The sequence below is a fragment of the Pseudoalteromonas sp. S1609 genome (assembly GCF_005887255.1).
GTDB lineage: Bacteria > Pseudomonadota > Gammaproteobacteria > Enterobacterales > Alteromonadaceae > Pseudoalteromonas.
This window is the reverse complement of sequence record NZ_PNDJ01000052.1, coordinates 53871-67446: the sequence shown is the minus strand read 5'-3', so window position 1 is coordinate 67446 and position 13576 is coordinate 53871. Positions and strand designations below refer to the sequence as shown.

The 13576-nt window shown below is 39.8% G+C and carries 15 protein-coding genes; 14 read left to right on the top strand and 1 reads right to left on the bottom strand.

Features of this window, described 5'->3' with window-relative positions; translation table 11 throughout:
* Positions 1 to 23: 23 nt before the first annotated feature.
* A complete protein-coding gene (locus tag CWB76_RS13810) occupies positions 24 to 899 on the top strand; it encodes a cytochrome c oxidase subunit 3 (protein ID WP_138608362.1) in 876 nt (291 codons plus the stop codon).
* On the opposite strand, the gene CWB76_RS20500 is transcribed toward CWB76_RS13810, so the two are convergent.
* Positions 799 to 1110: a DUF2909 domain-containing protein gene (locus CWB76_RS20500; protein ID WP_138608360.1), complete on the bottom strand. Its 312-nt coding sequence runs from the start codon at positions 1108 to 1110 to the stop codon at positions 799 to 801. The two genes, CWB76_RS13810 and CWB76_RS20500, sit on opposite strands and share 101 nt — an antisense overlap.
* A 13-nt stretch (positions 1111 to 1123) precedes the next feature.
* Between CWB76_RS20500 and CWB76_RS13800 the strand changes: the two genes are divergently transcribed.
* From CWB76_RS13800 to CWB76_RS13740, 13 genes are all read left to right on the top strand, one after another.
* Complete coding sequence (locus CWB76_RS13800) at positions 1124 to 1864, top strand: SURF1 family protein (RefSeq protein ID WP_138608359.1); 741 nt, start codon at positions 1124 to 1126, stop codon at positions 1862 to 1864.
* Positions 1854 to 2348: a redox-active disulfide-containing membrane protein gene (locus CWB76_RS13795; protein ID WP_054202823.1), complete on the top strand. Its 495-nt coding sequence runs from the start codon at positions 1854 to 1856 to the stop codon at positions 2346 to 2348. The genes CWB76_RS13800 and CWB76_RS13795 overlap by 11 nt, the downstream gene beginning before the upstream one ends.
* 12 nt (positions 2349 to 2360) lie before the next feature.
* On the top strand, positions 2361 to 3350 hold the full coding sequence (locus CWB76_RS13790) for a COX15/CtaA family protein (protein WP_138608357.1): 990 nt from the start codon (positions 2361 to 2363) through the stop codon (positions 3348 to 3350).
* A 12-nt stretch (positions 3351 to 3362) separates the two neighbouring features.
* On the top strand, positions 3363 to 4292 hold the full coding sequence (gene cyoE, locus CWB76_RS13785) for a heme o synthase (protein WP_138608355.1): 930 nt from the start codon (positions 3363 to 3365) through the stop codon (positions 4290 to 4292).
* Positions 4289 to 4906 (top strand): SCO family protein, encoded by a 618-nt coding sequence (locus CWB76_RS13780; RefSeq protein WP_138608353.1) that lies wholly within the window; start codon positions 4289 to 4291, stop codon positions 4904 to 4906. The genes cyoE and CWB76_RS13780 overlap by 4 nt, the downstream gene beginning before the upstream one ends.
* 162 nt (positions 4907 to 5068) lie before the next feature.
* Entirely contained in the window at positions 5069 to 5341 is a 273-nt protein-coding gene (locus CWB76_RS13775) for an STAS domain-containing protein (RefSeq protein ID WP_138608351.1), read from the top strand.
* An 8-nt stretch (positions 5342 to 5349) separates the two neighbouring features.
* The gene (locus tag CWB76_RS13770; RefSeq protein ID WP_008115349.1) at positions 5350 to 5712 is read left to right on the top strand and encodes a response regulator; all 363 of its coding nucleotides are present in this window, start codon (positions 5350 to 5352) and stop codon (positions 5710 to 5712) included.
* Positions 5713 to 5726: 14 nt separating this feature from the next.
* On the top strand, positions 5727 to 7817 hold the full coding sequence (locus CWB76_RS13765) for a chemotaxis protein CheA (protein ID WP_138608349.1): 2091 nt from the start codon (positions 5727 to 5729) through the stop codon (positions 7815 to 7817).
* Positions 7799 to 8284 carry a chemotaxis protein CheW gene (locus CWB76_RS13760; RefSeq protein WP_138608347.1) on the top strand — a complete coding sequence of 162 codons (486 nt, stop codon included), beginning with the start codon at positions 7799 to 7801 and terminating at the stop codon, positions 8282 to 8284. The genes CWB76_RS13765 and CWB76_RS13760 overlap by 19 nt, the downstream gene beginning before the upstream one ends.
* 48 nt (positions 8285 to 8332) lie before the next feature.
* Positions 8333 to 11032 (top strand): methyl-accepting chemotaxis protein, encoded by a 2700-nt coding sequence (locus tag CWB76_RS13755; protein ID WP_138608345.1) that lies wholly within the window; start codon positions 8333 to 8335, stop codon positions 11030 to 11032.
* Between the two features lie 69 nt (positions 11033 to 11101).
* Positions 11102 to 11932 (top strand): CheR family methyltransferase, encoded by an 831-nt coding sequence (locus CWB76_RS13750; RefSeq protein ID WP_131691797.1) that lies wholly within the window; start codon positions 11102 to 11104, stop codon positions 11930 to 11932.
* Positions 11916 to 12533 (top strand): chemoreceptor glutamine deamidase CheD, encoded by a 618-nt coding sequence (cheD, locus tag CWB76_RS13745; RefSeq protein WP_138608343.1) that lies wholly within the window; start codon positions 11916 to 11918, stop codon positions 12531 to 12533. The genes CWB76_RS13750 and cheD overlap by 17 nt, the downstream gene beginning before the upstream one ends.
* An 8-nt stretch (positions 12534 to 12541) precedes the next feature.
* Positions 12542 to 13573: a protein-glutamate methylesterase/protein-glutamine glutaminase gene (locus CWB76_RS13740; protein WP_138608340.1), complete on the top strand. Its 1032-nt coding sequence runs from the start codon at positions 12542 to 12544 to the stop codon at positions 13571 to 13573.
* Positions 13574 to 13576 lie beyond the last annotated feature (3 nt).

Sequence of the window (13576 nt, the reverse complement as noted above, 5' to 3'; positions counted from 1 at the left end):
GTGAAAAACTAGGAGCAAATGAAATGAATCAAAAATATGAACATTATTATGTACCTGATCAAAGCCCATGGCCAATAGTTGGCGCAGTGGCGCTATTTTTTATTGCGGTAGGGGCAGCCTTAACAGTTATGGATATGGGTAAAGAGGGAGGCAGTGGTATTTACATACTGTATGCGGGTATTGCCGTATTGCTTTATATGCTGTTTAGCTGGTTTAAAAATGTGATTGAAGAGTCGCATCAAGGTTTATATTCTGCCCAAATGGATCGCTCATTCAGGCAAGGTATGAGCTGGTTTATTTTTTCAGAAGTTATGTTTTTTATGGCCTTTTTTGGCGCCCTTTTTTATGCTCGCATGTTCTCTGTACCTTGGCTTGGAGGCGCCGATAATAACGCCATGACTAACGAAGTGTTATGGCCTACTTTTGAGGCTGTGTGGCCATTGTTAAATACCCCTGGGGGCACCACGACGCAAGCAATGGGCTGGCAAGGGTTACCACTGATAAATACCCTTATTTTATTAGCCTCGTCAGTGACTCTGCATTTTGCTCATGTGGCGATGGAAAATAACAAGCGCACGCCACTTAAGGTGTTTTTAGGCGTAACTATTTTATTGGGAGTATGTTTTTTAGGACTCCAAGTAGAAGAATATATTTATGCTTATAACGACCTTAATTTAACCCTTGATGCAGGAATTTACGGTAATACCTTCTTTTTGTTAACCGGTTTTCACGGTATGCATGTCACCTTAGGTACCATTATTTTATTAATCGTTTTCCTACGGATTTTAAAAGGCCACTTTACAAAAAATAAGCACTTCGCGTTTCAAGCTGCGGCGTGGTACTGGCATTTTGTTGATGTTGTTTGGCTATGTTTGTTTGTTTTTGTATATGTACTGTAGTGGGCAAAGGTGATTGATTGGCCGTAATAAAACCAAGTTTTAGTGCGGCAATTACCATCACTAATACCACAATAGAAAATAACACTCGACGCCCTAAAAAGTGAGACATGGGGCGTCCATTGGTTTTTCCCGACACCATAATTAATAAAGCACGAAATAAATTAAACAATATAAATAATAACAGTAGAACAATAATAATTTTAATAATCACTGGATTTACCCTTATGCAGTTAGTTGTATTTAACAAACAAAAGCTTAGCTCAATAATCACAGTTTGCCTGGTTGTTATTGTGGTATTAGTTTGTGTGCGTTTAGGGTTTTGGCAATTACAGCGCGCAGATCAAAAGCAACAACAGCTTAATGCCATTGAAAATATTCAGCAGCAAGGAGTTATGAGCTGGGCACAGTTGCAACAGCTGCCAAAAGAGTGGAATAAAACCGGGGTATTAGTTTCTTTGAGTGGTTATTTTGATACCAATAATTATTGGCTGCTCGATAACCAAATTTATAATGGTCAGGTTGGATACGACTTACTGACATTATTAAAATTACCTCATGAGTCGCGCTTTTTATTAGTTAATTTAGGTTGGGTAAAAGCTGGCCGCTCAAGAGAAGCCCTACCAAACGTGACAATACCTAGTGGTAAATTTACGTTAACGGCACAAATTAAAGAAGATAATTTAAGTGGCTTTACCTTAGCTAATAGCAATACTCAGTCAGATTTAGCTAAACGAATTCAAATTATTGATCTGCAATCACTCAGTAGCCAATCCCAGCGAACTTTAGTGGACTTTATGGCTTATCGCCAAGGCGACGAAGATGAGATTGCGGCCCCCCATTATGAAGCTGTTGTGATGAGTCCAGAAAAACATTATGCCTACTCAGTGCAGTGGTTTTTAATTGCGATTGCCTGTGTGGTAGTTGCTATTTTTGCAAGCAAGAAGAGGATAGATAATGAAAAATAAACCCCTGTTGCTCTTTGTTGTATGTTGCGCTATCCCATTAGTGCTGGCTTACAGCGCGTTAAAACTAGATTGGCTACCTACAGCAATTACTAACCATGGTGAATTTTTAGAGCGTGAAATTAAGCTAGACAATTGGCAGCAGCATAATCCAAAGCAATGGACCATTGCTTTAAATTATTCAGCACAATGCGAAGAGCCTTGCTCGGAGCAGCTCGCTGCTTTAGATAATTTATATGTTGCCCTTGGCAAAAATCAACACAAAGTAGATATGGCGATAATGGGGAAACCCAAAGCTGCGAAGCCGCATTGGCATATGATTGCTGAACAACAGCAATTAAAACCCGCGAGTTTATATTTAATCGACCATATGGGACTGATTGTGCTGGAATATCCATTTAATCCTCAACCACAAGAAAACCGTTTGATACAAAAGGGATTATTGAAAGATCTAAAAAAATTACTTAATTACTCTCGTTCAAGCTAAGTAGAGGCTGCTATGTATAAAAACTATAAAAATTTGGTATTAGCAACGAGTTTATTCGCATTAGTTGTGGTAGCTCTAGGCGCATATACGCGCTTAAGTGACGCAGGGCTTGGTTGCCCCGATTGGCCTGGTTGTTATGGCTTTTTAACCGTACCAAAACATGAGGCCGAGATTGCGAAAGCGATTCAGAGCTACCCCGACATGATATTTGAAACAGCAAAAGCATGGAAAGAAATGATTCATCGCTATTTTGCTGGCACGCTCGGAGTATTAATTTTAGTGTTGTTTATTTTGGCTTTTGTAAAACGCCAGTATCCAACTACGCCTGTAAAATTACCGATGCTACTGCTTTTACTTGTTATTTTTCAGGCCGCACTGGGTATGTGGACGGTGACTATGAACTTGCAGCCGCTAATTGTAATGGGGCATTTACTCGGAGGGTTTAGCATTTTGGCGTTATTAACGTTGTTGTACTTACGGCTGACTAGCCAGCCAATTACGGGGGGGGACGCAGGTGCAAAACCTCACTTTAAACTAAGCTTGGTGGCGCTCACGGTACTTATTTTACAAATCGCCTTAGGTGGCTGGTTAGCGGCTAATTATGCCGCGCCACATTGTAATGGTTTACCGCTATGTAGCTATGCTCAGCCGTTTTCGCTCAGTAGTGTTTTTCAGCTACCGTTAGAGCACAGCAATTATGAGTTTGGCGTGTTGTCACAACAAGCGCGTATGTCTATTCATTTACTGCATCGTATGTGGGCATTGGTCACTTGTATTGTGTTGGCACTCGTTATGTGGCGAATATACAGCCATGCCTATTCACAAAAAATTAAAAGCTGCACAGTGAGTGTATTGGTAGCGTTATTTTGCCAGATAGCGTTGGGGTTAGCAGTTGTGTACTTTCACTTCCCAATTAGTGTTGCGCTGGCGCATAATTTAATGGCTGCCATACTGTTATTAACTATGGTTAGGTTATGTTATTACCTAAAAGTACGTACTTAAAGGGGAATCGTTATGGCACTTACAATTAACAAAAAAGCAATGCAGCCCGTTTATAGCGCATCGTTATTGACTAAAAGTTATCATTTAATCCAAGATTATTTGGCAATCAGTAAATTTAAAGTAGTGGCTATGCTGGTGTTAACGGCATGGGTGGGCTTAGCCCTCGCCCCTGACGTTGGCAGAGGTGTTGGGGTTCAGTTCGTAAGTTTATTAGGGATTGGTTTACTCTCTGCGGCAGCTGCCGTTATCAATCATGTGGTTGATAGTGAAATTGATAGTAAAATGGCACGTACACGCCACCGCCCAGTCGCCAAAGGGCGCTTAAGTAAATTACACGCATTGAGTTTTGCTGCTGTTATTGGCGTGGCAGGGTTTATTATGTTGATGTTGTGGGCAAATACACTCACTGCCATACTTACATTATTTGCACTTGTTGGTTACGCATTTATTTATACGTCGTTTTTAAAACGCGCCACGCCACAAAATATAGTGATTGGTGGTTTGGCTGGCGCCATGCCACCTTTACTTGGTTGGGTGTCTGAAACCAATCAAATGGCAGCCGCTCCTTGGTTGTTGGTTATGATTATATTCACATGGACTCCTCCGCACTTTTGGGCGTTAGCAATCGCGCGTAAAAGTGATTACGAACGCGCTAAAATCCCTATGTTACCTGTCACCCATGGAATCGACTTTTGTAAAACCTGTGTGCTGGCGTACTCAGTGCTATTAGCCATTGTGTGCGTATTACCCTATTTGATAGGTATGTCGGGGCTTATTTATTTAAGTGGGGCCTGTATCCTCAATATACTCTTTATATACAAAGCAATTAACTTAAAATTTGCCGCCAAAGAAGACACTGCAATGGATTTATTTCGTTTTTCGATTGTTCATTTAATGATACTCTTTGTTATCTTATTTATAGATAAATGGCTAGTTATATGAAGCAGTTATGGTGTGGGTTAATTGTTTTTTCGGTGCTTTTTTTATCGGCATGCGATGATAAAAAAAGTTTACAAGAGCTTGATGCATTAGTGTACGAAACTGCAAAACCGTTATCTGATTTCTCGCTGAATGATCAACAGGGGGAGTTAGTAACCAAAAAGCAGTTTTTAGATCAATGGAACTTAGTCTTTTTAGGCTACACAAGCTGCCCTGATATTTGTCCAATGACGCTTGCAAAGCTCAACAATGTCTATAAAAACTTACAAGCTAATTATCCCCTGCAGGTGTGGTTTATATCTGTTGATCCTAAACGAGATATTGCTCAAAGGCGTAAAGAGTACATAGATTATTTTAACCCTGACTTTTTAGCTGTATCTGGGGAGCATAAAGACCTATTTCCATTTGTACGTGAGTTGGGATTAATTTATGCAATTAGTGATAGTGATGAATCTGACTACGCGGTGGATCATAGTGCATCGGTTGCACTTGTTGATGGCAGTGGCGCACTAAGAGCTATTTTTAAGCCTGAATTTAAACAAGGAGATGTGCCTTTGGTTAATACTACAAAATTAACGGCAGAATTTATTGAAATTGCAGATTTTTACAAAAACTAGCTTTTAATGACTTAACGATTTTAGAGGGGCTTTGTGCCCCTTTTTACGTTTTTTAACAGCTAATTTTAATTAATTAGTTATTTTTTAGTCGTTTTTATGGCGTTTTCATTATCTCGGTCTAAGCTTTTGGTATGGATCGAGTTGATAAGGAAAAGCTTAAAAATGCTTAAACTACCAAATGAACTTTCAATTGTTCAAGTTGACGTTTTACATCAAGATTTATTAAGCGAACTTAATAACAGCCGAGATATTTGTCTGGATATTAGCGATGTTATGTCTGCTGATACCGCCTCGGTTCAACTTCTTTGTGCCCTACAAAAACACCTTCTTACTATTAATCAAAAAATTGCCTGGGTTGGCAGCAGTGACGCATTAAAAAATGTCATTGAACAACTCGGTTTAAGTGAATATTTAGCTTCAGAAAGTACTAACTAGAGGTTTATATGAAAAGAATTTTAGCTGTCGATGATTCTGCATCAATGCGCCAAATGGTGAGCTTTACGTTAAAAACAGCAGGGTTTGATGTTACCGAAGCCAAAGATGGCAGCGAGGCATTAGCCATTGCCAAGCAACAAGGTTTTGATGCAGTTATTTCTGATGTAAACATGCCAATTATGGATGGGATCACGCTTATTAGAGAGCTAAGAGGGCTACCAGATTACAAGTTTACACCGCTGCTTATGTTAACTACAGAGTCGGGGATGGATAAAAAAGTAGAAGGTAAAGCTGCAGGGGCAACAGGATGGATTGTAAAACCTTTTAATCCAGATCAGCTATTAGCCGTGCTAAAAAAAGTAATCCGTTAACTTAGGAGTGCACTGTGAGTATTGATTTAAGCCAGTTTTTTGAAGTGTTCTTTGAAGAGAGTTTTGAAGGCCTCGATATCATGGAGACTGAATTACTCAACTTAGTGCCAGGCGAAGAAGACTTAGAAACCATTAATACTATATTTAGAGCTGCTCATTCAATAAAAGGGGGCAGTGCTACTTTTGGATTTAACTCAATTGCAAATTTTACCCATGTATTAGAAACATTATTGGATCAAATTCGTGAAGGTGAGCGCAATATAACTAGCGAGCACATTAATTTATTACTTAAATCAGTGGATTGCTTAAGGGCTTTGCTAAGTTCGCTAAAGGTACAGGAAGAACCAGATTTAGCCCAAGCAGATACTTTACGAGAGCAGTTCGAGAAATTACTAGGTATGCCCGCTGGTGAAGAACAAGGTGAAGAAACACATCATGAACAGGTTATAGTTAATACTTACCAGATTGATTTTAAGCCACATTTTCATCTATTTAAAACCGGTAATGAACCTTTGTTTATGATCAGCGAATTAGCCGAGCTTGGTGAGTTAGAAGTACAGGTATTCACCGATGCCATACCTGATATTAAAGAATTATCCAGCGATGAGTGCTTTTTATATTGGCGGTTTTTCTTAAACACTGAGCGAGATGAGCAAGCCATTAAAGAGATTTTTGAATGGGTTGAAGATGATGCAGATATTAAAATTGAGCTATGCGGTGGCTTATTTAATGATGCTAAAGCCGGATCAGAAGAAGTAATTAACGAATCGGCTGTTGTGGAGGAAGCTCCCAAAATTGCTGAGCAACCCAAAGCAAATAAAGCAAAGGCAGTTGCCAATGCGCCCAGCGCAAAAGCTGCACCAGAATCAACCTCTATTCGAGTTGGTATCGATAAGGTTGACTCATTAATTAATATGGTGGGCGAGTTGGTTATTACCCAAGCAATGTTAAATCAGCTTAGCGAACAGGAAATGACAGCTACTGCAGTAACCTCGCTTCAAGAGGGATTAGCACAACTAGCGCATAATACTCGAGACTTACAAGAAAACGTGATGCGTATTCGTATGCTGCCAATTAATTTTGTGTTTAGTCGCTTTCCACGTTTGGTGCGTGATATTGCTCAAAAGCTCAATAAAGAGGTGGAGCTAAAGCTGATCGGAGAGCAAACCGAGTTAGATAAAACTGTGATGGAAAAAATATCTGATCCTATGGTGCATTTAGTAAGAAACTCACTGGATCATGGTATTGAAACTGTTGAAAAGCGTATTGCAGCAGGTAAAGATCCTGTGGGTAAAGTTACATTAAATGCTTTTCATCAGGGAGGAAATATCGTCATTGAAATTATGGACGATGGCCAAGGCCTTAACACCCAAAAGATTAAAGAAAAAGCGATTGCCAACGAACTTATTGCTAGCGATAGCGAGTTAACAGATGATGAAATTAACGAACTTATATTCATGCCAGGGTTTTCTACTGCTGATGAAGTAAGTGACTTATCTGGCCGGGGTGTGGGTATGGACGTGGTGAAACGCAATATCCAATCATTAAATGGCTCGGTAGAAGTGACATCCGCTGCTGGAATTGGTTCTACCTTTACTATTCGGCTGCCGCTTACTTTGGCTATTTTAGATGGGCAATTGGTTAAAGTAGCCAAGCATACTTACATTATTCCACTGATCTCGATTGTAGAATCGCTGCAAATTGATATTGCAAAAGTAAGCCGTGTTGGGAAAGACCTAGATGTCCTCAGATTACGTGATGAATACATTCCTATTCTGCGTTTATACGAGATTTTTAACCATCAAGATGCGATTGAATCATTAGATAAGACCTTATTGGTTGTGGTGGAAAACGATAATCAAAAAGTAGGGGTGCTCGTTGATGATTTACTTTCACAACAACAGGTGGTTATAAAAAGCTTGGAGGCTAATTACCACAAAGTGGACGGAGTTTCTGGGGCAACTATTTTAGGTGATGGTCGCGTTTCGTTAATTTTAGATATTAGCGGTTTGATTAAGCTTTCAGGGTTAAAAAAGCCTGGCAGCCAAGCATTGAGTATTGAACCATCAGCTACTCTGGAGGATTCATGTTCTCTGAATCAATAGCATTAAATAGCAATATTGAGCTGCAGCGCAAAGAAGGGATTAAGCAGTTTCTTACCTTTATTATGGCTGAAGAAGAATACGGAGTAGATATATTAACGGTGCAAGAAATCCGCAGCTGGGAAGACATAACCGCACTGCCAAATGCCCCAGATTATGTAAAAGGCGTTATTAATTTACGCGGCACTATAGTGCCCATTATTGATTTACGCTTAAGGTTTGGCTTACCCACTATCGCCTATGGGCCATTAACAGTAGTGATTATTGTAAAAGTAGAGTTTGAGCAAGAAAGTAAAGTAATGGGTATTACGGTAGATGCAGTGGCTGATGTTTATAGCATTGCAGAGCAAGATGCTAAAGCTGTGCCGAGTTTAACCCAAACTAATGAGAGTGAATATGTAGCAGGGTTAGTCAATGTAGGCGAAAAAATGGTCGCCCTAATTGATTTGCCAGCAACCATGGATATTTAGCGGTAACAGTAACTAAATAAAGTAAATAACTTAAAGGTGGTGATAAGCATGGGATGGTTTAGTAATTCAAAACAGTCTAAATCAAGCAATGATTTGATCATAAATGCATTGCATAAATCATTAGCAATAATTGAATTTGAGCCTAATGGAAGAATAATTACTGCCAATGTTAATTTTCTTCGTGTAATGGATTACTCACTTGCTGAGGTTCAAGGTCAGCACCACTCTTTATTTGTTAGTCCTAGCGAAGCGAAAAGCGATGAGTACCATCAGTTTTGGCAGCGATTGAGCGCGGGTGAATTTATTTCAGATGAATTTAAGCGGTTTGGAAAAAATGGTAAAGAAGTATGGATACAAGCCACGTATAACCCTGTTATAGACTCTCAGGGGCAAGTAATTAAAGTGATTAAGTTTGCTACTGAGATCACTTTGCAAAAATTAAAGGCAGCCGAAGCGGCCGGACAAGTTGCAGCAATAAATAAGTCGCAAGCGGTAATCGAGTTTGACTTAGATGGCACAGTGATTAATGCCAACAAGAACTTTTTAGCCACGTTTGGCTACCAACTTGATGAAATACAGGGTAAGCACCATCGTTTATTTGTTGCACCTGAGTATGCAAATAGTGCGGATTATCAAACTTTTTGGGCCAAACTGGGTAGAGGTGAATACGACCGAGGTGAGTATTTACGATTTGATAAACAAGGCCGTGAAATTTGGATTAATGCTTCTTACAATCCCATTTATGATATGGACGGAAAATTAATAAAAATCATAAAATACGCAACGGACATTAGCGAACAAAAAGAACTAGAAAAAACCTCTAAAAAAACTGCCGACTTAGCCAGCGCCCTAAAAGTATGCCAAGCGAATGTGATGATTGCTGATAATGACTTAAACATTATTTTTGTCAACGAACAAGTTAAGCAAATGCTAAAAGCACGCGAAAGAGATTTGCAATCGGTATTACCTAACTTTGCTGTAAGTGACTTAATCGGCACATGTGTTGATGATTTTCATCAACATCCAGCGCATCAGCGCGAGCTATTAAAAAAATTAGATGCGCCCCATAAAGCGACACTTAAATTAGCTGGTCTTATTTTTGATTTAATTGCTTCGCCATGGTTTAACGAAGAAGGAGAGCGCTTGGGAACAATTGTTGAGTGGCAAGATATTACTGATGAAGTATTTAAGGCCGATGCAGAGCGTGCCAGAGCACAGGAGAACTTACGTGTTCGCCGAGCGTTAGACACTGTAGCAACAAACACTATGATTGCAGATGCATCGAATGTGATTGTTTATATGAATGACGCGGTGAAAAATATGATGAGCAATGCTCAAAATGATATACGCATTGATTTACCTAACTTTGATAGCAAAAATCTACTGAATCAAAATATTGATATATTTCATAAAAATCCAGCCCATCAGCAAAATATGTTGGCTAAGTTAACGGATACCTACAACACTGAAATTAAAGTGGGAGGCAGAACCTTTGGCTTAGTTGCTAACCCAATTATTACGCCAGACGATGAGCGAATTGGAACTGTAGTTGAATGGGAAGACAGAACAGCAGAAGTAGCCATAGAAAAAGAGGTTGCTCAGCTGGTCAGTGCCGCAAGTAAAGGAGAGTTAAATAGCCGTGTGGTTGAGCAAGGAAAGGATGGCTTTTTCCTACGTTTAGCTCAAGGTCTTAATAGTTTAGTTAAAGTGGTTGACGAAGCGGTAACTGATACTGGCAATATGCTTGATGCCATGGCTACTGGTGATTTATCTAAACGGATCGAAAAACAGTATCACGGCTCGTTTGAAAAACTGAAAACAGATGCAAATGCGACAGCAGATAAGCTAACTGAGGTTATTAATCGAATTAACACATCAGCCACTTTGGTGGCCAGTGGAGCAGAAGAGATTTCACAAGGTAATGCTGATCTAAGTCAGCGCACAGAGGAGCAAGCATCATCATTAGAGGAGACGGCTTCTAGTATGGAAGAGATGACCAGTACGGTTCGTCAAAATGCTGATAATGCCAAGGTGGCTAATGACTTAGCTGAAGAAACCTGTGATAAAGCAGTTCAAGGTGGCGAGGTTGTGAATAAGGCCGTAACCAGTATGTCTGCAATTAATGAATCGAGTAAAAAAATTGCTGACATCATAGGTGTAATAGACGAAATAGCATTCCAAACAAACCTACTAGCTCTCAATGCTGCTGTAGAAGCTGCAAGAGCAGGTGAGCAAGGCCGAGGTTTTGCGGTTGTTGCGGGTGAAGTGCGTAACTTAGCTCAGCGCTCAGCTGGTGCAGCTAAAGAAATTAAAGAGTTAATTAGAGATAGTGTTGGCAAAGTTGCTGATGGTAGCGCTCTTGTAAATGAATCAGGTGTGACGTTACAGGAGATTGTGGTGTCGGTGAAACGTGTGACACAAATGATAGCTGATATAACTCAGGCCTCTGAAGAGCAAAGTGCAGGGATTGAGCAAGTAAATAAAGCTGTATCGCAAATGGATGAAATGACTCAGCAAAATGCGGCATTGGTTGAAGAGGCATCGGCTGCAGGTGAATCTATGGCAGAGCAGGCTAATGAAATGCGCCGTTTACTGCACTTCTTTTCACTAGGGCAGCAAGATATGGCGGTTGTATCGCCCACCATTCGCACCCCTGAAATAACGCATAAGCAAGAAAATAGCTTTGTTAATAACAAAAGCAAAGGTGAAAACTTTGTAGACTCAGCTGAAGAGTGGGAGGAGTTTTAATCCTATTTTAGATGGTTCAAACAATGAGGTTAGTTTGAATCTATCTTTATATTTATTTGAGAGTGCATAATGAAAGAGTTTTTATTAACGGATAGCGATTTTAAGGAAGTGGCTCATTTAGTGTATAACGCTTGTGGTATTGTGCTTGGGGAGCATAAGCGTGAAATGGTTTACTCACGATTAGCAAGGCGAATTCGTGAGCGTAAATTAACAAACTTTTCTAGTTACCTAGATTACTTAAAAAATCATAAGGATCAGGAGTTTGATGCATTTATTAATGCCATTACTACCAATCTAACCTCTTTTTTTCGTGAAATTCATCACTTTGAGTTTATAAAAGAGCAGTTTATACCAACGCTGTTAAAAACAAATAAACAGACTAAGCGCGTTCGCATTTGGTCTGCTGGCTGCTCTACCGGTGAAGAGCCCTACAGTTTAGCTATGACGTTACAAGGGGCTTTTCCAAGTGATTGGGATGTGAAAATTTTAGCAACTGATCTTGATTCTAATGTATTAGCTAAAGCTCAGAGCGGTATTTATACTGCGGCAAATGTGAATGGATTGGATGATGCACTGCTCAAGCGCTGGTTTTTAACTAGCAAAGACGGTCAAAGTTATAAAGTGAAACCCAAGCTACAGCAATGTATTTCATTTAAGCGTTTAAACTTACTCCAAGATTGGCCTATGAAGGGTCCATTTGATTTGATCTTGTGCAGAAATGTAGTGATTTACTTTGATAAAGAGACAAAGGATCAGCTTTTTAACCGTTATGCCGATATTTTAAATAACCAAGGTTATTTATTTTTAGGGCATTCAGAAACCATGGGAAAAGAGCATGTCTTATTTAAAAACTTAGGGAAAACCATGTATCAAAAAGTAGCCCATGCAAACACAATTTAAGCCAGTATTAGCGGGATTTGAGCATATTAAACGTTATTGGGATGCCACGCGAGATCAAGTGGTCGCTAAGGTATTGCCAGGTGAATTTTATGTTTCTAAAAACGATGAGCTGATCACTACCGTGCTCGGATCGTGCATTGCTGCTTGTGTTTACGACGATAAGCTAGGCATAGGCGGGATTAATCACTTTATGCTACCTATTCAAAAAGGTGAACGAATTGACCAAGCGCATAGTTTAAATTGTCGTTATGGTAACTGGGCTATGGAATATTTAATTAATGAAGTGCTTAAAAATGGCGCTTCTCGGGCAAACTTAAAAGTAAAACTGTTTGGGGGAGGCAAAATAATTAGCGCAATGACAGATATTGGTATTGGCAATATCAGTTTTGCCAATGCATATATAGCAGAAGAAGCGCTAAACTTAGTGGCGCATGATATGGGCGGACCTTGGCCGCGCAAAATATTTTTTAATCCTCATAATGGAAAAGTACAGGTTAAAAAGCTAAGAAATTTACATAATAACACTATTGAAAAACGTGAAGTGCGTTACTTACATAATCTTGAACAGCAAACTAAAGCCACGGATATAGAACTGTTTTAAGGATGGCTATGATTAGAGTATTAATAATTGATGACTCGGCACTGATCAGGCAATTACTGACAGAGATACTGCAACAGGCAAAAGACATTGTGGTAGTGGGCTGTGCACAAGACCCATACGAAGCCAGAGAGATGATCAAAAAGCATAATCCGGATGTACTAACACTGGATGTTGAAATGCCAAAAATGGACGGCATTAGCTTTTTAAAAAACTTAATGCGCTTAAGGCCTATGCCCGTAGTAATGATTTCCACTCTTACTCAAAAAGGCTCACCTATCACCCTTGAAGCGCTTGAACTGGGGGCGGTTGATTTTATTGCAAAGCCAGTAGTTAATGTTAAACAACAAATGAGCCAATATGCTGATATTGTTCAGCAAAAAGTAAGAGTAGCGGCCAGTGCGCGGGTTCGAGGCCACAAAAAAAATAGTACTGTAGCAGAGCCTATCCCCACTAATGCCGAATTTTTAGTAAATAAAGTGATAGCGATTGGTGCGTCAACAGGGGGAACCGAGGCGATAAAAGAAGTGCTTATACGTATGCCCAAAAATTGCCCTCCAATTGTAATTACTCAGCATATTCCTCCCGTATTCAGCACCTCATTTGCAGAGCGGATGCAGCGTACTTGTACTATTAACGTAAAAGAAGCCCAGCAAGGTGATAAATTGCTAGCAGGTTGCGCTTATATAGCCCCAGGTGGGCTTCATTTACGAATTAATAAACAAGGTAGTGCTTTGTATTGTCAGCTTGATGATGGAGAAGCTGTTAATAGACATAAACCCGCGGTGGATGTTTTATTTGACTCATTACTGGAAATTGGTGCAAAACATATTGTTGCCACACTATTAACCGGTATGGGAAGTGATGGTGCAAAGGGATTACTCGCATTAAAGCAACAAGGAGCATACACGCTTGCGCAAGATGAGTTTTCGTCAGTGGTATGGGGTATGCCTAAAGCTGCTATTGATATGGGGGCAGCAAATGAAGTGGTACCGCTGGAGAAAATGACCCAGCGGTTATTAAATCAAGTTATAAAAAAGTAAAGC